Origin of the sequence: Arcicella aquatica (assembly GCF_034928825.1) — a bacterium.
GTDB classification, from domain to species: Bacteria; Bacteroidota; Bacteroidia; order Cytophagales; family Spirosomataceae; genus Arcicella; species Arcicella aquatica.
Genome location: NZ_JAYFUL010000002.1, coordinates 263,382 through 285,908, shown reverse-complemented (window position 1 = coordinate 285,908; position 22,527 = coordinate 263,382). Strand labels below are relative to the sequence as shown.

20 protein-coding genes are annotated in these 22,527 nt (G+C 34.4%); 12 read left to right on the top strand and 8 right to left on the bottom strand.

Going from position 1 to position 22,527, the window contains the following annotated elements; translation table 11 throughout:
- Window positions 1-3: 3 nt before the first annotated feature.
- From VB264_RS03155 to VB264_RS03145, 3 genes are read right to left on the bottom strand one after another with little or no spacing between them, the layout of a single operon-like run.
- A complete protein-coding gene (locus tag VB264_RS03155) occupies window positions 4-450 on the bottom strand; it encodes a PaaI family thioesterase (RefSeq protein ID WP_323246678.1) in 447 nt (148 codons plus the stop codon).
- Entirely contained in the window at window positions 443-1,072 is a 630-nt protein-coding gene (locus tag VB264_RS03150; RefSeq protein ID WP_323246676.1) for a TetR/AcrR family transcriptional regulator, read from the bottom strand. The genes VB264_RS03155 and VB264_RS03150 overlap by 8 nt, the downstream gene beginning before the upstream one ends.
- Before the next feature lie 31 nt (window positions 1,073-1,103).
- The gene (locus VB264_RS03145) at window positions 1,104-1,526 is read right to left on the bottom strand and encodes a DUF2147 domain-containing protein (protein WP_323246674.1); all 423 of its coding nucleotides are present in this window, start codon (window positions 1,524-1,526) and stop codon (window positions 1,104-1,106) included.
- A 320-nt stretch (window positions 1,527-1,846) separates the two neighbouring features.
- On the opposite strand from VB264_RS03145, the gene VB264_RS03140 reads away from it, so the two are divergent.
- Window positions 1,847-2,608, top strand: coding sequence for a phosphosulfolactate synthase (locus VB264_RS03140; protein ID WP_323246672.1), 762 nt, complete (start codon window positions 1,847-1,849; stop codon window positions 2,606-2,608).
- A 117-nt stretch (window positions 2,609-2,725) separates the two neighbouring features.
- Window positions 2,726-3,367: a VTT domain-containing protein gene (locus tag VB264_RS03135; protein WP_309920954.1), complete on the top strand. Its 642-nt coding sequence runs from the start codon at window positions 2,726-2,728 to the stop codon at window positions 3,365-3,367.
- 73 nt (window positions 3,368-3,440) lie between these two features.
- Here VB264_RS03135 and VB264_RS03130 read toward each other — a convergent pair whose 3' ends face one another.
- Entirely contained in the window at window positions 3,441-4,256 is an 816-nt protein-coding gene (locus VB264_RS03130) for a phytanoyl-CoA dioxygenase family protein (RefSeq protein ID WP_323246669.1), read from the bottom strand.
- A 419-nt stretch (window positions 4,257-4,675) separates the two neighbouring features.
- Entirely contained in the window at window positions 4,676-5,434 is a 759-nt protein-coding gene (locus VB264_RS03125; protein ID WP_323246667.1) for a phosphatase PAP2-related protein, read from the bottom strand.
- Between the two features lie 136 nt (window positions 5,435-5,570).
- Here VB264_RS03125 and msrA point away from each other — a divergent pair, with 136 nt between their 5' ends.
- Entirely contained in the window at window positions 5,571-6,236 is a 666-nt protein-coding gene (msrA, locus tag VB264_RS03120; protein WP_323246666.1) for a peptide-methionine (S)-S-oxide reductase MsrA, read from the top strand.
- A 397-nt stretch (window positions 6,237-6,633) separates the two neighbouring features.
- Window positions 6,634-8,709 (top strand): protein-disulfide reductase DsbD family protein, encoded by a 2,076-nt coding sequence (locus tag VB264_RS03115; protein WP_323246664.1) that lies wholly within the window; start codon window positions 6,634-6,636, stop codon window positions 8,707-8,709.
- Between the two features lie 310 nt (window positions 8,710-9,019).
- On the opposite strand, the gene VB264_RS03110 is transcribed toward VB264_RS03115, so the two are convergent.
- A complete protein-coding gene (locus VB264_RS03110; RefSeq protein ID WP_323246662.1) occupies window positions 9,020-9,505 on the bottom strand; it encodes a YdcF family protein in 486 nt (161 codons plus the stop codon).
- 146 nt (window positions 9,506-9,651) lie between these two features.
- Between VB264_RS03110 and VB264_RS03105 the strand changes: the two genes are divergently transcribed.
- From VB264_RS03105 to VB264_RS03085, 5 genes are all read left to right on the top strand, one after another.
- Complete coding sequence (locus VB264_RS03105) at window positions 9,652-10,173, top strand: cupin domain-containing protein (RefSeq protein WP_323246660.1); 522 nt, start codon at window positions 9,652-9,654, stop codon at window positions 10,171-10,173.
- 443 nt (window positions 10,174-10,616) lie between these two features.
- Window positions 10,617-11,249 carry a TetR/AcrR family transcriptional regulator gene (locus tag VB264_RS03100; protein ID WP_323246659.1) on the top strand — a complete coding sequence of 211 codons (633 nt, stop codon included), beginning with the start codon at window positions 10,617-10,619 and terminating at the stop codon, window positions 11,247-11,249.
- A complete protein-coding gene (locus tag VB264_RS03095) occupies window positions 11,227-12,576 on the top strand; it encodes a TolC family protein (protein ID WP_323246658.1) in 1,350 nt (449 codons plus the stop codon). Before VB264_RS03100 ends, VB264_RS03095 begins: the two co-directional genes overlap by 23 nt.
- A gap of 59 nt (window positions 12,577-12,635) precedes the next feature.
- Window positions 12,636-13,796 carry an efflux RND transporter periplasmic adaptor subunit gene (locus VB264_RS03090; protein WP_323246657.1) on the top strand — a complete coding sequence of 387 codons (1,161 nt, stop codon included), beginning with the start codon at window positions 12,636-12,638 and terminating at the stop codon, window positions 13,794-13,796.
- Between the two features lie 115 nt (window positions 13,797-13,911).
- Window positions 13,912-17,265 (top strand): efflux RND transporter permease subunit, encoded by a 3,354-nt coding sequence (locus VB264_RS03085; protein WP_323246705.1) that lies wholly within the window; start codon window positions 13,912-13,914, stop codon window positions 17,263-17,265.
- A 60-nt stretch (window positions 17,266-17,325) separates the two neighbouring features.
- Here the strand turns inward: VB264_RS03085 and VB264_RS03080 are convergent, their stop codons facing one another.
- On the bottom strand, window positions 17,326-17,562 hold the full coding sequence (locus VB264_RS03080; protein WP_323246656.1) for a hypothetical protein: 237 nt from the start codon (window positions 17,560-17,562) through the stop codon (window positions 17,326-17,328).
- Between the two features lie 197 nt (window positions 17,563-17,759).
- A complete protein-coding gene (locus VB264_RS03075; RefSeq protein ID WP_323246655.1) occupies window positions 17,760-19,016 on the bottom strand; it encodes a T9SS type A sorting domain-containing protein in 1,257 nt (418 codons plus the stop codon).
- 354 nt (window positions 19,017-19,370) lie between these two features.
- On the opposite strand from VB264_RS03075, the gene VB264_RS03070 reads away from it, so the two are divergent.
- The 3 genes from VB264_RS03070 (at window position 19,371) to VB264_RS03060 (ending at window position 22,474) form a co-directional block, all read left to right on the top strand.
- A complete protein-coding gene (locus VB264_RS03070) occupies window positions 19,371-20,324 on the top strand; it encodes a N(4)-(beta-N-acetylglucosaminyl)-L-asparaginase (RefSeq protein WP_309920918.1) in 954 nt (317 codons plus the stop codon).
- A 295-nt stretch (window positions 20,325-20,619) separates the two neighbouring features.
- Window positions 20,620-21,165: a hypothetical protein gene (locus VB264_RS03065; RefSeq protein WP_323246654.1), complete on the top strand. Its 546-nt coding sequence runs from the start codon at window positions 20,620-20,622 to the stop codon at window positions 21,163-21,165.
- A gap of 169 nt (window positions 21,166-21,334) precedes the next feature.
- Window positions 21,335-22,474 carry a helix-turn-helix domain-containing protein gene (locus VB264_RS03060; RefSeq protein ID WP_323246653.1) on the top strand — a complete coding sequence of 380 codons (1,140 nt, stop codon included), beginning with the start codon at window positions 21,335-21,337 and terminating at the stop codon, window positions 22,472-22,474.
- Window positions 22,475-22,527: the final 53 nt, after the last annotated feature.

Genomic DNA, 22,527 nt, shown 5'->3' with positions numbered 1-22,527 from the left:
AAATTATAAGGACTTTATTTCGTTACTGGTAGATACCAGATTAGTCGTACATTTTGCAATAATCGTCCCTTGTTCGTTCCTGATTTCGCCTTCGGCGTGGGCTATTTTTTTGCCTACTCTGATTATTTTGGATTTTGCAGTAACCTTTTCTCCAATTTTAGCAGAAAATAGGTAATCAATTGAAAGATTGACTGTACTATAGAAAGCCGTATGTCCCATACTAAAGATTGTCATCCCGATAATGTCATCCATCATCGTGGCTGCTACGCCACCGTGAAGAATATGCGCAGGGTTACACATATCTTTGCGAATGGTGTATTCTACGGTAATAGAGCCATGTTCAAGGCCAACCAGAATGCCATCTAGCCATTTTGAAACAGGCGAAGGACTATTTTCGGCTAAGGGTTTGCCGACGAGGTTAGTGAAAAAATCAAGCGATGGATTAGTCATGTTGAATAAGTTCTATCATCTGTTCCACTGAAGCAGACATTAATTGTTGAATGTGTTCTTGTGGGAACATTTTAAATCTATTCCTTATTTTAAGTGAAACTAAACCGTGCATAAACGACCAAATCGACATAGTTGCTAATTCTAATCCAGAAATCTTGATTAACTTATTATCAATACACTCTTGTACAATAGTGCAGATAAGTTCAAAACATCTATGACCACAGGCCCATTCTTCATTGTCAAAAATGGCTTCCATAGGTGCATTCTGGATAAACATCAAATCATACATGGCTGGGTTTTCCAAAGCAAACTTCATATAAGCATATCCTTGCTGACGAAGTTTTTCAAGGGGATTCTTTATGCCCTCAATCGCATCAGACATTTCCAGTATTAATTTTTCAAAACCTAATTCATGAACAGCAAAGAAAATCTCATTTTTGTCTTTAAAATAAAGATATATTGTTGCTGGACTATACTCCACACGGTCGGCAATGGCACGGATAGAAGCCTTCTCGTAGCCATCTTCTATAAAGGCCTGTTGTGCAGCTTCTAAAATCAATGACCGAACTTCTTGCCTTTCTCTTTCTTTTCTCTCAATAATACCCATATTTTGAATGTTCAATTTTAAAATGTGGATACAATTCCCACAAACATCATTTAACTCTTGTCCATACAGTTGACCTTCCTAATAAAGAAATACCAACATAACCCCTGATTTCTAATGCGTCATTACTCTTTAGCTTCATCGTGCAAGAGTAGCTCTTGCCATTATTAGGGTCATATACGTTTCCGTCTTCCCATGATTTTCCTTTGAAACTAAAGTCTTTTAAAATAGTAGAACCAATAATATCTCTGTTTCTTAGCGAAGGGTCTGGATTCTTCTCATCTTTTTTTCCAGAAGACTTTCCCCAAATTACTTTTCCAAAATATTTTTCTCCTTGTTTAAAAATTAACACCTTCCCGTCTTTTTCTTCAGAAAGCCATTCTCCTAAAATAGCATCTTTACTAATAGACTGTGCCTTGCCAAGATTGATTATTAACAGAAACATAATAATCGTACTAATTGTATTTTTCATATTTTTAGAAGTTTAAAATCATTTGGTACAAAAATAATGAACACTGTTTATAAAAAGAACACCTTTTTGTTAAATTTTTATAAATCTAAGAAAAATTATTTTTCAAAAAAAGTTAAGTGATTGTTTTATAGAGTGTTATGTGTGTCTTGTATTGAATTAACACAATATATGAACATTCTAATTTGCTGGATAGCAAGGATATATTTAATTTTGCAGTTCACGTTCTTGTATTGATTAAATAATGTGCTTTTTTTTAAGTAAAAATTTGGAAATCAATACCCGAAAAACGACAGGTGACAACTGATAACCGATAACAAAATATGAATTATCCACTTACTCAAATTCCTGAGAGAACTACTAAACCACGCCAAAAAGGATACACAATGGTGATGGACAAAGGTCTAAGTATCAGACAGATAGAGGATTTTTTGGAAACGAGTGCTGCTTATACTGACATTGTAAAGTTAGGATGGGCTACATCGTTTGTAACCCCAAACTTGAAAGAAAAATTAGCCGTTTACAAATCAGCAGGGATTCCTGTATATTTTGGAGGGACTTTATTTGAAGCTTTTATTATTCGTAAACAATTTGATGAGTACCGTCGTATTTTAGATCAATTTGGAATGGAGTATGCTGAAGTTTCTGATGGTTCTTTAGAAATGGAACAAGATGATAAATGCGAATATATCAGAACTTTAGCCCAACAAGTAACTGTACTTTCTGAAGTAGGTTCTAAAGACGAAGCTAAAATCATTCCTCCATACAAGTGGATTAAATTGATGAAAGCTGAGCTAGAAGCAGGTGCTTGGAAAGTAATTGGCGAAGCACGCGAAGGAGGAAACGTTGGTTTGTTCCGTGCGTCTGGTGAAGTTCGTCAAGGATTGGTAGAAGAAATTCTTACAGAGATTCCAGAAGAGAAAATCATTTGGGAAGCTCCGCAAAAATCTCAACAAGTATGGTTCGTGAAGTTGGTAGGGGCTAATGTAAACGTTGGCAATATTGCTCCACACGAAGTGATTTCTTTAGAGACCATTCGTCTAGGATTAAGAGGTGATACATTTACTCATTTTTTGGATAAGTAACCACTCAACATCAACAAACAGAAAGAATCAGTTATTAGTGAAGGCGAATGCAAGAAGTGCCTTTTCTCATAACTGATTTTTAATGTATAATACTTACTAAACAAACCCAACGAACAAATGGAAATTATCAACTTTATTTTAGAGTTTCTTAAAAATCCAACTCCTATACTTTCTGATTTTATCAGCGAATATGGAGCTCTTACTTATGCATTACTTTTCTTGATTATTTTCGTAGAAACAGGTTTTGTTGTTATGCCATTATTGCCGGGAGATTCCTTGCTATTTGCAGTTGGTTTTCTAGCATCGTCTACGGGAAAAATTGAAATTAGTTTTGTTATTCCATTATTAATTGGGGCAGCCCTTTTAGGAGATAACTTAAACTATTTCGTTGGAAAGTACTTTAGCGAATACGTAAAATCTAAAGATAAGATTCTATTTTTAAAGCGTGAACACATTACCAAAACAGAAGAGTTTTATGCCAAACATGGTGGACAAACTGTTATCATGGCTCGTTTTGTACCAATAGTCCGTACAGTAGCACCATTTGTAGCAGGTGCTGGCAGTATGAAATACAGTACTTATATAACATTTTGTATACTAGGTGCTGTTTTGTGGGTAACGGCTATTACTTTATTGGGTTATTTTTTAGGAACTAATGAATGGGTAAAACATAATTTAGAAAAAGTAGTATTAGGTATCGTAGCCTTTTCTGTTTTTCCAATGGTTTTTGCTTTTGTAAAAGCTAAGTTTGCTAAATAGATTGTGGAGTTATATCAACAAAAAAGCCTGCAAAAAATATTTTTGCAGGCTTTTTTGTTGATATTTTAAATGCTTATTTCTGAACAACTTTTGCAAAACGGTGATAAAATGGCGTTTTGCTGTTTTCGTTTTTAGGCATGTATTTACCAGTGATGATAGGTACATACATTACTCTACGACGAGACTTCTCACCAACATTAGGTGAAACCTCAACTCTATGCCATAAACGACCATCGTGTACAGTTAAATCGCCTGCTTCAATCTCAAAACCAACTTCCTTTGTATCAGGGGTATGGTCAATAAAATATTTTTTACCAAACAAAAGTTTCAAAACACTTTGGTTTTGTGTACCTGGCAATACTCTTAAACCTCCATTAGAACTTGGACAATTATCTAAGTGTACTCCTACGTTCAACATAGGAAGGATTTTTTGCCCTAAAAATAAATCACGAGGGCTGTCTGTATGCCATCCCATTTGTGTGAATTTACTGTTTAGCGCATTTACATAATGATTAAAGACAAGACCATCCTTTTCGTTGTCGCTAATACGGCCATCATAAGGAGCCAATAACTCAACCAATACTTGTAAGCGAGGATCTTTCAAGAATTCACCTAGGAAAGTACTGTACTTATTGGTAAAGCACATTCTTTGAATCATTTTATTGCCGTGTTCGTCTTTACCAAACTTCAACGGAATACCGTTGATTTTCTCAACGCCATCAGCCAACCATTGCTTTTCAATTTTATTTAATTCGCTGATACACTTTTGTATGGTTTCAGCATTAATGAAATTTTTAAATTGAATTACACCATACTTGCGGAAATAATCTTTCTGCTCTTGTGTTAGTTTCTCCCCTAATTGGAAGGTTTTGTACTCAAACTTTACCATATTTTTACCCTGAATTAAAGTGGTTTGCAAGAACTATATTTGATAGAAAGTTCCTGATACAAAACTAATTTGTGAAACCAAATCAGTTTTGTAAAAAATTGTACAAAATAAAGTTTAACGATCTTTACAATCGTTTCATAAACATAGTTGGGCAGAACTATGTTTACTTAGTCTAGGAATAAGAAAATCAATCTTCTTTTTCTGTAAAACAATGCAAATTAATTGAATGTAATCAAATTGTAAATTTTTCATTAGAAAATTTACAATTTACCTCTGTTAATTTACAAATATTTAGTTGCAAACTTAAAAACGCTCAATAGTTTTTTAACGACTTTCAATTTTTGACTTGCAAAATTAAGGGTTTAATTAATATATTTTCTATCATCCCCTTAAAATACAAGAGTTTATGATTTTTGGACTTAAATTATTTTACTGCTGAGCCAAAAAAACGTTTCTAGTGCAGTGAAAAATAATAATAATATAGCACAGGTAACGGGCCATTTTTGTTTATTGATATAACGTGCAATCACATAAGAAAGTGCAGTAAAGAAAAATGCACCGATAACATCAGCAGTGTAATGAACGTGTTGAACAAGTAACAATATGGCTAATACGATGCATGAAATAGTTGCTAATGCTTTTTCCCAGCGTTTTTCAAGAAACAACCAAATCATGACCATCGTTGCTGTATGACCAGAAAAAAATAAATCTTTTGTGATAGGTTCTGTATCTCCATAGATTAATAACTCGGCAAAAGTATCATGCAAAGGGACTAAACCAATAGGAGGATTTAAAGGAAAAAAATAAATACAAGACATCCTCAATACTGTTTCAATCACAAACGTTAAGCAGAAAAGTAAAAATAATTTTGGCTTAACAATTACCCTACAAAGTAGGAATACAAGCATCCCATAGATAATAGCAAAAATTGGCGTTGAAACATCAAGCGCTGGTATATGGTTTAATACGACATCAGAAAGGTAAGCACCATCACGTTTTTGAATATTAATAAAATAAGAAGGAAATTTTGGGGCAGCCAAAAAAGCAATACCAACTGCTGTTAGTAATTTAATAATAAAGCCATCTGTCTGGATAGCATCTTTCCAGCGTTGTTGAACAACTTTAAAGTAACTTTTTGATGTTTTTTGTGGTTCTGATTTTGTAAGTATGTCGTTCATCAGACAATCTAATTTTTTAATTGGTACTATCTTTGGATATTATTTTTACGTATGTAATCTTACAGGGATATAATCGTTGTAAGAAATACTTTCATAAAAAATACAAACTTACATCAAGTTTTAAACGTTATCAACAATGAGAACAAAAATTAATATCATACTTCTTGGAATATTTACATTGTTAGTGAATATTTCTTGTGCTAAAAGTTCTGATAATCAGAAAAATACGAATAAAATGAACAATGAAAAAGTCAATCTTGAGGGAACAGAAGTAGTTACGTTTGGAGCGGGATGCTTTTGGTGTGTAGAAGCTATTTTTCAACAAGTAGAAGGTGTTGTAAAAGTAGAATCAGGTTATTCTGGAGGAAAGGTGAAAAACCCATCTTATAAAGAAGTTTGTACGGGTCTTACGGGGCATGCTGAAGTAGTACAATTAACTTTTGACCCTAAGAAAATATCGTTTGATAAAATTTTAGAAATTTTCTGGAAAACCCACGACCCTACTACCTTAAACCGTCAGGGAGCTGATGAAGGACCACAATATCGTTCTGCCGTTTTTTATCATAACGAAGCCCAGAAAAAAACTGCGGAGGCTTGGAAAGCTAAACTAAATGCTGAACACGTTTTCCCGAATCCGATTGTTACAGAAATTACTCCATTTTCAGTGTTTTATCCTGCTGAAGATTATCACCAAGATTATTATGAATTGAATGGTCATAATCCTTATTGCCAAGTAGTGATAAAGCCGAAACTAGAAAAATTCACGAAGATATTCAAAGAGAATTTGAAGAAAATGAACTAGTTCAATAAAGACAATTATTTAAAAGGTTAAATTTGAGAAAATTTAGCCTTTTTTGTTTTCATTCAAAAAAATAAATGAAGTCGGCAATCAGACATTTATTTAGCCTGATTTGATTTAAATTTGTATATGAAAGCAATAAAATGTTATCTCAAGTTGTATTTACTAATAGAAGCTGTTTAAACTTTCCGTTTCTGAGGTGAAAGTATTGTATTTTAGAATTGATTTTTTCAAAATTTGGGAAGCATAGCATCGCTACGTTGAGTAAATTTTGGAACAAGCTATTCTAAAAGACTTAGTTTAACCCGAAAGGGAAAGTTTAAACAGCTTTATAATATCAGAACCTACAACCACAATTTACTGTTTAGAAAATTAAGCATATTATACAATCCATCAACAGATGAAAAAGTTATTTTTTAGTTTATTTATATTACTCGCTTTCTCAGTAGCCACTACTGCACAAAAAGTTAACCCTGCAAAATGGTCTTGGACTTTATCAAAAGCAACTCCAGCAGTTGGCGAAACGGTTGACATCATTTTTTCGGTAGATATTCTGGATGACTGGTATTTGTATTCTTCTGATTTTAGTGAAGATTTAGGCCCAACAGTTACTACGATTAAATTAAAAGAAAATGATAGTTATGAGGCCGTAGGAGGTCTAAAAGCTATCAATCCATCTAAGAAATTCGATAAAGAAATCTGGAATGGCGAATATACCTACTTTAAACATAAAGCTACTTTTCGCCAAAGTATCAAGATATTAAAGGCAAAATTCTTCATTGAAGGCTCTTATGATAGCCAATCTTGTTCAGATGTTAGCGGATTGTGTGTTCCTGTAAAAGGCAATTTTTCTTTAACAGGCGCAGAAAAAAAAAACGATAGTTCCATCGAAGAAAAAGTTGTAAAAACAGCTACAGAAAGTACTACTTTAACGCCTGTTGTTAAAGACTCGGCGGTGGTTAAGACAGATTCAGTAATCCAAGCAGATACATTAGTCGCTGAAAAAAGCAATAGTTCTGTAGCATCTGAAACACCAACATTACCAGCAGAACAGGAATCATTATTTGCTTTCTTTTGGGTAGCTTTTGGCGCGGGACTTTTGGCTTTGTTGACACCATGTGTGTATCCACTAATTCCGATGACGGTAAGTTTTTTCACCAAACAAAAAGGGGGAAGAAAATTAGCATTCTTATATGGCTTTTCGATTGTAGCTATCTATGTATTATTTGGCACATTGATTGCCGCATTGGCAGGGCCGGGTTTTGCTAACTGGTTGAGTACTCACTGGGCTCCTAATTTGTTATTCTTTGTCATTTTTGTATTTTTTGGCATTTCATTCCTCGGTTGGTTCGAAATCGTTTTACCTTCAAATTTTGTTAACAAAATTGATGCTCAGTCTGATAGAGGAGGCCTGATAGGGGTGTTCTTTATGGCATTCACATTGGTATTGGTTTCATTCTCTTGTACTGGCCCTGTTGCTGGTTCTATTTTAATTGCTTCTGCCCAAGGTGAAATCATCAAACCTATTATTGGAATGTTGGGCTTTTCTTTAGCCTTTGCTATTCCATTTACATTGTTTGCTATTTTCCCACAATGGCTAAAAAACCTGCCAAAGTCGGGTGGCTGGATGAATTCTGTAAAAGTAATTTTAGGCTTTTTAGAGTTAGCATTAGCCCTTAAATTCTTAAGTACTGCCGACCAAGTATATCACTGGGGTATTTTAGATAGAGAGGTATATCTGGCTTTATGGATAGTTATCTTCTCATTAATTGGTTTCTATTTATTGGGTAAAATACAGTTACCGCATGATTCGCAAACGGATAAAGTAAGCGTGCCAAAAATGTTGATGTCTATTTTGGTTTTTGCTTTTGTTGTGTATATGATCCCTGGAATGTTTGGAGCACCACTAAAAGCATTAGCAGGTTGGTTGCCTCCGCTTACTACACAAGATTTTGTATCGTCGGGTACTTCCGTGAAAACTGAAGGGGATGCTAATTTCCCTAAACCAAAGTATGGCGAATTCCTTACTTTACCACATGGCTTACAAGGCTTTTTTGATTATGAAGAAGCAGTAGCCTATGCCAAAAAAGTAAACAAACCCATCTTTATAGATTTTACAGGGCACGGTTGTGTAAACTGTAGGAAAATGGAAGAAAATGTTTGGTCAAACCCAGCGGTGTTGAAAAGACTGAAAGAGGACTATGTTGTAGTAGCTTTGTATGTAGATGATAAAACTGAATTACCTAAAGAAAAATGGTACATCTCTAAAGACGATGGACAAGAAAAAACGTCAATGGGTGACCAAAACCTAGATTTCCAGATTGTAAGATTCAACGGCAATGCCCAACCCTATTATTGCTTGGTAAATCCGAACGAAGACAAAGGTACTTTGGCTCCACCAAAAGCATTTGATTCAAAAATTGAAAACTTTGTGAAATTTTTGGATGAAGGTAAAGCAAAATATGCTTTGAAGTAACATTTATTAATATATCAATATCAACATGAGTCATCCCGAATTTTAAAATCACAAGAAAGCGGTCAAAAAACTAATTTTGACCGCTTTTTTATGATTGATGGGCAACGAATTCCTACTGTTTGAGCGGAGCGAGTCGGTTCGCCGATGCGATTAGGAATTCTTGATTTTCTTTTGCGGTCCGCCGCGCGGTTACTTTTCTTTCATCAAGGAAAGAAAAGTAAGGACTAGACGATAATTAAGTAGAAAACCTCTCAAATTGCCTCCAAAACGAACAATTTAGGAAAAATTCGGGATGACTCATGTTGGTGTTTTATGGCAAAAACCTTAGTCGATTGAGTGCTTGTTGTTCAAGCCTGACAAGTCTTTCCATTTCTTCTTCGTATAAATTTGATTTTACTTCAAGGAAAAAAAAGAACTGATAATCAGAATATTTTTGAAAAGTAAAACGGATTCTTTCTACTTGATAATCGGAAGTAATCACAGCTACCATATCGGGTTCATAGCGATTAATGATTCTATGACATAGCTGAATGTCTTCAATAGCAGTTTCACCTAAGGAGAATTCAATAAACCTGTCGTGAGCAATTCCCTCTTCTAATAAAAAATTCTGTAGATGTTGGGCATGTGGGTATTCAGAAGTGTTGAAATGACTACCAAAGCCACCAGTACATAAAACATAAAATTCAGGATTATTTTTTAAGAATTTTGATGCACCCAATACTCTGTCAATGGCAATAGGTGAAAGGTTTCCATCATAAGTATTGGCATCAGCCATGATAATCAATAATCCGTTCATAAGGAAAATACCATTTAATAATTTTATAGTTTTATTTGATGGGAAGACATGGCAAAGATAGAACTATAATTGCTAAATAGTTTTTGCCTATCAAAGGGAAATTATGCAAAACTCTTAACTTTGTAATTCAAAAACTGTCAAACCTTATGAATCTTACCCTTTCTCAAGATGCTGATAAGGCATCTATCTTTGAACAAATTGCAGCTGCTTTGGCGGAAGATAACTTTACTGTAGTTAAACAAGACCAAACTCGTCCTTGGGGAGGTTTTTTTGTTATCGACGAAACTCAAGCACCAGCTTTTGCAGCTAAATATTTTCCACATTTGGAAATGTCTGAAATTCAGATTACCAATAAATTATCACCAAAGATTTTAGTTGTAGCTCCTGAAAAACGTTTGTCATGGCAATATCATTTCCGTCGTGCTGAAATCTGGAAAGTAATTGCAGGCACTACGGTAGGTGTAAAGATTAGTGATACTGACGAAGAGTCAGATGAAGTGAAGGTATTAGAATCAGGAAGTTTTATTCAGATGGATACAGGCGAACGCCACCGTTTAATTGGTTTAGGTGGTTGGGGAATAGTAGCTGAAATCTGGCAACATACTGACCCTGAAAATCCATCCGACGAGGAAGATATTGTGAGATTACAAGATGATTTTGGAAGATAATTCCAACCATTATTAGCTTTATTGTGTCATTAATTTACCATAATAACAAAAGGTCGTCAAGAATCATCTATTTTCTGACGACCTTTTTTGTAGTCATAACACCTGAAAAAAACAGAATTTTATGAAAAAATGGTATATTTTTTGATATAAATATTTGATAAGAAAGCATTTTACATCGCCAAAAAAATAAACACGATAAGCAAGGATATAAAAAAAATGCAAATACGACAAGTTTACTAAAACTAGTTTGCTTTACAATTATTTAACATAACCTGCACATATTAAATATTTAATACCTGCCAATAGCTTCAACCGCTTATCCCCGTGTTTTACCTTTTCTAAAAAAAATCATAAAAAACTTTGAGCCAGTTGAAAGTTTCCATAGCTTTGCATAAGAAACTTTTAATGTTTCTAAAGTTTCCTTACCAAATTATTACATCACATTGGAAATCAAAGAAAGAATCATCATTAAGGCGAAAGAATTGTTTTTTCGTTACGGAGTAAAATCTGTGACTATGGATGATATTGCCAACGAATTAGGAATCTCTAAAAAAACGATTTATCTGCATTTTGAAGACAAAGACGATATTGTGTTTCAGTTATTTCAAAGAGAAATGAAGGAAGATAAATGTGAATGGGAAGAACTACACAATTCATCAAAGAATGTCATCGATAGAATGGTAAAATCAATGGAGGTCATTAAGCAAGCCTTTGCCGAGGTAAATCCATCAACATTATTTGATATTAAAAAGTACCATCCTAGGTCATGGAATATCTTTCAAGAACATAAGGAAAAATTCATCCTAGAAAGTATCAAAAGAGATTTAATTGAAGGCATAGAACAAGGCTTGTTCAGAGCAGAAATTAAAATAGATATTCTTGCCAGAATGCGTCTTGAACAAATTGAAATGGGTTTCGACCCTAGTAGTTTTTCAATTAGCAAATTTACCATAGTAGAAGTACAATTAGAACTCCTAGACCATTTTATCCGAGGTGTTTTAACCGAGAAAGGAACCAAAATTTATAATGAATACCAACAAAAGCAAACTTCAAATGAGAAAACTTCTAAGAGGTAATTTGCTCTTATTTAGCATTTTAATTACTTCACAATTCGTAAAAGCACAGCAAAGCTACTCTCTCCGCGAAGCGGTAGATTATGCTGTCAAGAATCATACCTCTATCAAAAATGCTCAAATTGATATTTTAACTGCTGAAGCAAGAGTAAGTGAATTGAAAGGTATTGGTTTGCCACAAGTAAGTGGAAATATTGGGTATACTAACAACCTGATTATTCAGAAAGTATTTATCCCTGCTAAAACATTCGACCCTACTGCTAAAGAAGGAGATGTAATAGCTGCTGAATTCGGTGTTGCCAATAGCGGTCAGGCTGGTATTAACCTGAACCAGATTTTATTTGATGGTTCTTACTTACTAGGGCTTAAGGCAGCAGATGTATACAAAGAGCTATCTAAAAAAACACTTGTACAAACGAAGCAACAAACCGCTGAGAATGTGACAAAAGCATATTACAGTATCTTGGTAAACGAAGAGAGAATCAAATTACTTGATTTAAACATCGGTCGTTTAGATTCATTGTTGCGCGATACTAAAGCATTGAATGTACAAGGATTTGTAGAAAAAATAGATGTGCAACGCCTTGAAGTTCAGATGAATAACTTGAAAATAGAAGCCAAAAATGTACAACGTTTGCAGGATTTAAGTTACCATCTGTTGAAATTTCAAATGGGAAAGAAGATTGCTGAAAACATTACTTTAACGGATAAATTGGCCGACGTAAAAATTTCAGAGGTATTGCCAGAAACACCGCAGGATATTAAATATGGTAATCGTATTGAATATTCTATCCTTGAGACACAAAATCGTTTGGCTGAATTAGACGTGAAAAACCAGAAGGTGGGTTATTTACCAAGAGTAATGCTGACAGGTGGTTACAATTATTCGGCTGGTCGCCCTAAGTTTTCAGACTTAGTTACCAAGCCTTGGTTCAATGCCGCAACACTTGGTTTATCGATACAGATACCAATTTTTGATGGCTTCCAGAAGAAATACAAAATTGTTCAATCACAAAACAGTTTACAAAAAGTAAAAAACAGTTTTGAATTATTAGAAAACACAATCGACCTTCAAGTTACACAAAGCCATATTACGTTAAAGAATGCTTATGAAACATTAGAAGAACAGAAAGCTAATATGGAATTGGCCAAAGAAGTAGTGAGAGTTACTAAAATAAAATATCAACAAGGGGTTGGGTCAAACTTAGAAGTGGTCAATGCTGAAATCGCTTATAAAGAAGCACAGACCAATTATTTTACTACATTCTATAATGCCTTGGTTGCAAAAGTTGATTTAGACAAAGCATTGGGAAGACTTTATACTGAATAGATTCAAATAAGAACAATAAATAATTTAGATTATAAAAAGACATTTACCATCATATCAACATGAAATATTTATTAAACAAACCAAATACCTCTAAGCTCACAGGGCTTCAATTATTATTGGTGGGGAGTATACTAACAAGTTCATTGTTCATGGCATCTTGTAGTAAACCAGATAAAAAAGCTGAATTGGCTAAGTTGAAAACAGAGCAAAAAGAGCTTGATACCAAAATTAAGGCATTAGAAAAAGAACTAGGCGCTGGTGAAGATAAAGCAGAAGCAAAAGTAATTACAGTTGCTGTAATGCCGATTCAGGCTGAAAATTTCAAACATTTTGTTGAAGCACAAGGCGTAGTTACTTCTAAAAACATTGTTCAGGTAACGCCACAAATGGCAGGTGCTATCACTGGTATTTTTATCATTGAGGGTCAGGCTGTGAAAAAAGGACAGTTGGTAGCTACTATCGACAACAATGTGTTGAAAGAAAGTTTAGCTGAAATCAAAAACCAGTTAGATTTAGCAGTTACGCTATACAATAAGCAAAAAACACTTTGGGATCAACAGATTGGTACAGAAGTACAATATCTTCAAGCGAAAGCGAACAAAGAATCTTTGGAGAGACGTATCGTAACAATGGAAACGCAGTTGGCAATGACTAAGGTATATGCTCCAATTTCTGGAACAGTAGAAATCGTTCGTCAGAAAACAGGTGAAATGGGTTCTCCGGGTGTACCGATTGCTCAGATTGTAAACGTTGGCGACTTGAAAATCACGGCTAAAATTGCTGATACTTATGTAGGCTCTGTAAAACAAGGTGCTACAATGACAGTGAAATTTCCAGATATTAACAAAGAGTTGAACGCAAAAATTTCAGTAGTAAATGCTGTAGTTGACCCAGTTTCAAGAACGTTTGGTATTGAAGCCAATATCCCGAATTTGGGTGGAGCTTTAAAACCAAACCAAGTTGCTATTGTTAATATCAACGATTTGACAAAATCTAATTCATTAGTGGTTAATCAAAATATTATCCAGAAAACAGAATTAGGGGATATTGTTTACGTAGCTGTTACCGAAAATGGTAAGAAAGTAGCTCGTAGCAAAGTCGTTAAAACAGGTATTTCTTATAATGGTAATGTTGAAATTTTAGAAGGACTTACTACGGGTGACTTAGTAATTACTCAAGGGTATCAAGAATTAGTAGATGGAACACCAGTGGCATTTTAATCAATAGCCTTCTTCGCATTTACGCATTACTATCACTCAACATTTTATCATGAAAGAGCAAGAAGAAAACGAAGCCCTCACCAACGAGAAACATGGTTCGGGGGCCATATATAACATGATTGGTTGGTTAGCAACCAATCAGAAAACGGTGTACCTTTTCACCGTTGTGCTATTCATTGTCGGTATTGTTATTTATAATATTTTACCGAAAGAACAATTCCCTGATATTAAAGTACCGCAAATATATGTACAAACTATTTATGCAGGAACAACGCCAGGGGATATTGAAAATACCATTACCAAGCCAATCGAAAAGCAAATCAAAACGATTGCTGGGGTAAAGAAAGTAAAGTCGAACTCACTACAAGATTTCTCGATTATTTTAGTTGAATTTAATCCTGACGTGAAAGTAGATGATGCTTTAAGAAAAGTAAAAGATAAAGTTGATATCGTAGAATTACCAAAAGATTTAACCAAGAAACCTGTTGTGCAGGATGTTAACTTTTCGGAATTCCCGATTATGAACATCAACTTAGCTGGGAACTTCCCGTTGGCTAAATTGAAAGATTTCGCAGAAGATTTACAAGATGAGATTGAAGGTTTACCAGAAATTACCCGTGTAGATATTGTAGGTGCATTAACACGTGAAATACAAATCAACCTTGATTTGTACAAAGCACAAGCAGCTGGACTTACTTTTAGTGATGTCCAAATGGCTATTCAGGGTGAAAACGTAAACATTTCTGGAGGTGAGCTAAGTGTTGAAGGTGTTCGTAGAACGCTAAGAGTAAAAGGCGAGTTTAAATCGATGGATCAAATCCAGAATATTCGTCTTCGTTCATCTTTAGGGGCAATGGTTCGTTTAGGAGATGTTGCCGAAGTAATTGATAGCAGTGAAGAACAGCAAGATTTTGCTCGTTTGAATAACAAGAAAGTAGTTACCTTGAACGTCATCAAACGTGGTGGTGCTAACTTGATTGCTGCCTCAGAGAAAATTGAGGAAATTATCGCAAAAGCTAAAGAGAATCGTTTACCACAAGGTTTAGAAATTAAAATCACTGCCGATTCATCTGAAAGAACAAAAGGAGATATCAACGACTTGGTAAATACCGTAATCCTAGGGTTTATCTTCGTAGTATTAGTATTGATGTTCTTCATGGGGGTTCGTGATGCTATCTTCGTAGGTTTATCAGTTCCTTTGTCGGCCTTGTTAGCATTCATTCCTTTGTATTTCATGGGCTTTACCCTGAATACAATCGTACTTTTTGCTTTCTTGCTCGGGCTGGGGATTGTAGTGGATGATGCCATCGTGGTTATTGAAAACTCACACCGTATTTTCAACCGCTATCGTCATATATCAATTGTTGATGCCGTAAAATTGGCAGCTTCGGAAGTATTTATTCCTGTATTATCAGGAACTACTACTACGATTATGCCTTTCGTACCGTTGCTTTTCTGGCCAGGTATTGTGGGTGAATTCATGAAGTTCTTACCAATTACTTTAATCTGTACGTTGATTGCTTCGTTGATTGTAGCTTATGTAATGAACCCAGTTTTTGCCGTTTCATTCATGAAACGTCATGATGAAAACGAGCATGTAGATACAAGTGTACAATCTTTAAAGAAACCTGCTATTATATTAGCTGTCTGTGCGTTGCTAGGTTATATTGTGAATTTTGGCTTAGGTAATTTCTTTGTGTTGATTCTTGCATTGTATGTGTTCAACCATTTTATCCTTACGCCTAAAATCATCATTCCTTTTCAAGAAAAATCGTTACCTGCCTTTAAGAATAATTATCAAAAATTAATCTCTTGGGTAATTACAGGCTATCGTCCAGTATTTGCAGTAATAGGAATGGTTGTTTTGTTGGTAGTTACTTTTGTATTGATGGGAATTGTTCAGCCAAAAGTTATCTTCTTCCCAAGTGGCGACCCTGACTATATCTATATCTACAACAATATGCCTGTAGGTACTGATGCCCGCGTAACGGATTCAGTAACGAAAGTAATTGAAAAGAAGGTATTTGAGGTATTGAAAAAAGAAAATGCTGAAGGAATGGTTAACTCGGTGATTTCAAACGTTGGTAAAAACGCTGGTGACCCAACCAACCCAGATAGAGCACCGACGCCACAAAAATCTAAAGTAACGGTAGCCTTTGTGAGTAAAGTTAACCGTGGAGGTATTTCTTCGGAAGTGATTTTAGATAAAGTTCGTAAAGAGATTAAGGCATTACCATTACCGGGTTCAATTATTTCGGTAGATAGAGAAAACAATGGACCACCAACAGGTGCGCCTATTGCAATTGAAATAGCTGGGGATGACTTTAAAGAGTTGGCGAAACTTGAAAAAAGAGTACTAAGTGCTATTGACAAGTCGGGCATTAAAGGTATTGAAGAACTAAAATCAGATTTAATTACTAACAAGCCTGAAATTATCATTGATGTGGATAAAGAGAAAGCTCAACGTGAGGGTATTTCATCAGCACAAGTAGCGATGGCTGTTCGTACTGCCTTGTTTGGGACTGAAATATCTAAATTCAGAGATGATAAGGATGAATACCCAATTCAATTAAGGGTTAAATCGGAAGATAGAAATCAGATTGAAAAATTATTGAGTTTGAATATTACTTATAGAGATATGGTAATGGGTGGAGTGTTGCGCCAAGTACCATTGAATTCGATTGCTAGTATTTCTTATTCTACCTCTTTCAGTCAGATTAACCGTAAGAATCAAGAGCGTTTAGTAACCTTGAGTTCAAATGTAGTACAAGGATACAATGCTAATGAAATCGTTGCAGAGATTCAGACGTTGATTGATGATATGGATGTACCGAGTGGTTATACACTTCGCATGGGTGGAGAACAAGAAGACCAAAAAGAAACAGGGTCGTTTTTAGCAGGAGCACTTGTTTCGGCAGTATTATTGATTTTCTTGGTACTGGTAATGCAGTTTAATTCTATCTCGAAACCAATTATCATTTTTGTTACCATCTTGCTTTCGTTTATTGGGGTATTGTTGGGCTTTATGGCATTTGGTCAAACATTCTCTGTTATCATGTCAGGTGTAGGTATTATCGCCTTGGCGGGTATTGTGGTAAAAAATGGTATTCTATTGATAGAATTTACCGATGAGTTAGTACACAGGGGTTATCCATTGAAGAAGGCCATCGTTGAAGCAGGGAGTACACGTTTGACGCCTGTAATCTTAACAGCCGCTGCCGCAGTATTAGGTTTAGTACCTTTGGCTATTGGTTTGAGTATCGACTTTGTGGCAATGTTTACAGAACTAAATCCACATATTCATACAGGGTCTGATAGTGCTGCTTTCTGGAATATCTTAGCATGGACGATTATCTACGGACTTACGTTCTCTACGATTCTTACCCTTGTTATCGTTCCTTGTATGTATTACATCAACGAACGAATCAGACAGAAATACTTTGGGAAACCAGTAGTACAAGAAGTTTAGAAAAAGAAGAAGCCACAGCAATTAAGTTGTGGCTTCTTCTTTTTTGTAATGATGAGGTTTCTATTTTTGAAAAGAGTCAACAAAAGTATTTTTCAGTAATTTCCCTTTTTTTACTCGCTGCATTTCTTTAAAGCTTTTCTCAATATTGTCAAGAGGTTCGATTTCCTTATGTTGAGCAAAAATGCCATCAAGCTTTTTTAAGTCTTGGTATTTGTCTGTAATTACTTCCCAAACATTTATCGGTATAACTACTGCTGTTGGTTTCCCATAGGTATCGGATAAGTATTGTAATGCCATCGTCGTAATGTTTTAAAGTGATTATATTGGCGGTCGTGTAATCAAATATAACATATTTTACCGTTTTTGATGACAATGATTTTCTATTTTTAAAAGTTTTTAGACAGAATAAGTAAATTTACTTATGATTTTTAGCCTCCCTAAACCTCTATACGATGACAACGTTATTTTTTACGCTTAAACTTAGTAATACAGCCTTACTTAAAAACAATAACTTTATGTTCTTTCACACTACCAGCATTTTTCACTTTTAGTACATACATACCCAAGTTCAATCCTTCAGAAGGAATAACTTTCAAGATAGTATCTGTAATAGTGTTCTTTTCAAAGGCAATATTTCTGCCGTTGAAATCAAAAAGACTCAGTTCCGAATCCTCTGCATTTTCTACTTTGACATAGAATTCAGGTGTAATAACTGGATTAGGAAATACACCAAACGGGACATTAGCATCAGAAATAACTATTGATTGAGGAATGAAAACCTGTTCTTTTTTATCTGTCTCGATTAGCTTTAAACGATAGTAATTTGTTCCGAACCATGGTGTTTCATCAACAAATTGATACGTTGTTTTATTTGAGGATTCTCCCGCAGCTTTTATTTTACTGATTTGAATATAATTAATACTATCTCTACTTCTTTCCAATACAAAATAATCACTATTGATTTCTGTAGCAGTTTCCCAACTCAATGCTACTTTATGGGTCTCTACCGACTGTGCTTTGAAAGAGGTAAGGGCAGTGGATAATTTTATAAAGTCATTTTTAATGATAAAATTATCAAAGTCTAATGTCGGAGAACCCGTAATGTTTTTTGTCAGAATTTTGAATTTTGTCAAATTCCCATTAAGGTTATCAAGGGGCTGGTCGTTGCTGATTAATGTAGAACCAGCATACAAATCATACTTTTTGACATTAACAAGTCCGCTTCTTGTACCATCATTATAGCTCATCGTTCCGTTACTATTGTTAATAAAAAGGGTGACAGGAATAAATGAATTCGCTAATTGAGGTGCACCTTGAATAATAAGACTTGAAGGGGTATTTACACCAAATTTAATGCTCATTACTGGCGAGGTAGGAGAAGCTGTGCTATTATCAAAATTGGCACCGTCGCCAAAATAAAATTCCACCGCATTGGGGTTTTCTGCCCCAATACTGCTTGCCCTAACCGAAAACTGAACATATAAAGTAGAAGGGGTAGGTGAAAAATCGGTGCTTCTGGTTGCCCTACAAATGGAATTATTCCCTATAAATTTTAAATACTTCTCGCCACTAACATTAATTAGTACATTAGTTAGGTAGTTAAACTGACCTATCGTCGGAGTGGTTTCATTTTCAAAAGGTGTCTGCGAGCTTGAAGTTGCAGTTTCGAAGTTCTGATGGAAGTAAATAACTTGGGTTTGAGCCACTGTGAAGAAAAATCCCCAAAAAAGTACAATAAGCGTTAATTTCATTAGGCGAGTGCGGGTTGATATTGTAGAATTTATTATACGAAAATAAATAAATATTTTTCCGTACAAAATATTTCATAGATTTTAAATCTTATAACGAGCTATTTATGACCTTTTTTTGATTGAAAGCGCAATAAATCAAAGAATTGAGCGATTTAGTAGCAATTTTAGTAATGCCTGCACGCTTTTTTGATAAAACACTATGAGCATAAGATTTATTACAGATTAATGTAATCGTTTTTATATGTTTAGATTTTTTGATAAATTGAGTAGCTATCAATAGCAACCTTACTTATCCTTTTTATTTTAAAATCTAAGCAATTGTGAAATTGCTATTAATCAACAATTTAATTCTTCATGCAACGCAGAACCTTTATTAAACAAACAACAGCATTAACTGCACTTGCTTCTGTAAGTGCGAAAGCGTCTGATAATTCAAACCTTGCTACGTTTCCGTTGGTAATATCAACTTGGAAAAATGAAAAGGCTAATTATGCCGCTTGGGAGTCATTACAAAAAACGGGCAAAGCTTTGGATGCCGTTGAGGCAGGAGCAAGGGTGCCTGAGGCTGACCCAAACGATACATCTGTAGGTTATGGCGGATTCCCAGACAGAGATGGTTTCGTTACCTTAGATGCCTGTATTATGGATGAAAAAGGAAATGCAGGCTCTGTGAATTTTTTGCAAAATATCATGCATCCTATTTCCGTAGCAAGAGCCGTGATGGAAAAAACGCCACACGTAATGCTGTCGGGTGAAGGTGCCTTACAATTTGCACTTTCTCAAGGATTTAAAAAAGAAAACCTCTTGACCGAAAATGCTAAAAAGGCTTGGATAGAGTGGAAGAAAACTTCAAAATATGAGCCTAAAATTAATATCGAGCGTCATGATACAATCGGATTGTTGGCTTTAGGAAACAAAGGTGAAATTTCTGGTGCTTGTACAACGAGTGGTTTAGCTTTTAAAATGCATGGTAGAGTAGGAGATTCACCCATCATTGGTGCGGCTGTTTTCTGTGATGATGAAGTAGGTGGAGCATGTGCTACAGGACTAGGTGAATTTGTTTTAAAAACGCTAGGTTCATTTTTGATTGTAGAATTGATGAGAAACGGAAGAACACCTCAGCAAGCATGTGAAGAAGCCATCATGAGAATTGTAAAAAGATACAATTATAAAGAATTTCAGATTGGATATTTAGCAGTAAATAAGAAAGGAGAATATGGTGCTTATGCTATCCAACCGGGCTTTAATTATACAGTTACGATAGAAGGTGTGACCAAAGTGTATGATGCTGGGTCTTATATGAAATGAGAAATTAACAAAAAAATAATTTATATAAACCAACCTTTTTTGGGTTTTTTCAGTCCTTATAAATAGTACCTAATAAAGCCTTAAATTCAATAGTTTATAAGCAATTAAGTACTCAATACGTCATTAAACAAAATATTTACCGTTTAATAAATTAAAAGTGACTTAATGATAAGTCTTTTGTAATTTTGGGAAAATTATTTGTAATTTTGTCGGACAAATATAAGAAAAGTACAAAATCTTTAATAGATCTCAAGAAATTAATAGCTAAGCGAAAATAATTGATTTCAATAAACCTATGAAACGAATTTTAAAAAACAATCCAATAGTAGTAGTAGCAATTCTATTACTTTCCATAGCAACATTAATTACTTATAGTAGAAATATAGAAGTCATTAGTAACTCAAATAAAGGGTTTTTCTCTGGTAGAATCACTTTTGAAGAAAGTTATAAACATACAATTTATTCAGATAAGGTAGAAGTAAAAAAAGGTATTGAAAGAGGGCTGAAAACTTTAGCAATTGCAATAATAGACGAAAAAACGTCGGAATCAGTATTTGTAAAGTTATACGGTGTTCAAGAAAAAGGAACATTTTTTATCCCCGGTGAAGGTAAAGTACAAAACATAGGGAATTTGATAAAAAACGTAAACCATTTTAGAGAATTGAACAACTTTTACCAAACAACCTTAGTGAACGAAGAAGGATTGAAGAACGGAGTGGGAAGAGTAAATATTACAAAATTGACTGATACTGAAATAGAAGGAGAATTGATTATCATCGGAAATAATTCTGAAGGAAAACAAGCTCAACTAGAATCAGCAAGATTTAAAGCAAAAATTTAATACAAAATAAGTATTAAGGTACTTATTAAAGAAATTATATTTAGTGGTTAGGTGATACTAAAACGTCTGTGCAATTGCAACAGACGTTTTTTGTTTTGTTACCAACCCAATGAAAACTATTTATGGTTTAAACAGCTTCATATTTAACTTTACTAAAAAACTAAATACTATGAACCAACAATTTTCTGTATTTGAGGTAATCTTATTTGTTGGTATAATACAAGGCTTTGTAATATCTATTTCACTGTTTTTCCAGAAGCCATTACACCTCAACAAAAGACTATTGGCTTATATTCTTGTTGTTTTTAATATTTTATGCATCAAAATAATTCTTCATACTACCCATCTTTGGGATAATCCTTCTATACGCTATTTGCCCATTTCATTAGAATTATTGATTGCTCCTATTATCTATTTTTATGCTATTTCATTAACCAATTCGTCTTTTAAAATCAGTAAAAAATACCTCTGGCATTTTTTACCTTATGCTATTTTCGCTGCCTATTCATTAATAGTTTATCTAACTGTGTTACCGATAAGTACTATTGGAGAAAAAGATAAATTGGCGGAGGCATTATATTTCAATGAAATAAAAGCTTTTGAAGATATCTTGTCTGTCATTTCGGCAATTGTTTATTGGGTATTAAGTTATCGTCAAATTGTTCATTATGATAAAATCACTTATCTGCAAACAGCAAATTCTGATATCTCAACGTTGCAATGGCTCAGGAATATTATGGTGCTTTCGGGTATTTTGATAGCTTTATTAGGCTTTAGTCTTTGGCAGAACCAGCTAATATCATGGAAATTTTTTCATGTTTTTCTGGCAGGATTAATTTATTATATGGGCTTTAGAGGCTATAACATTAATCCTCTCAACATTCCTAAAGAAGTCAAGCTAGTATCAGACAAGCAAAAAGAGACTAATGCCCTACTAAACCCTGAACGACAACTAGCTCAAATCGCAATTCTACAGGCTTTAGAACATGACAAAATTTACCTAACCGTTGAATTAACCATTGATTCACTGGCAAAAAGTATAAACCTATCACCCAATCTGATTTCTTCAGTGATTAATAATGAATTGAATACCAACTTCCGAAGCCTTATCAACCGCTATCGCATTGACGAAATAAAGCAAAGGCTTTTAACGAACGATGTTGAAAAATTATCAATTGCGGGCTTGGCTTATGAATGTGGCTTTAATTCAGAAGCCAGTTTTTATCGTGTCTTTAAAGCAATTGAAGGGGTATCTCCTAAAGAATTTCTAGAGAAACATAAAAATAATGACTCTCAAAAAATGTTTTGAGCGTTTTTTCTGAGGAAGAAAGCCTTGGTTTGCAGGACAAATCAACATCTTTC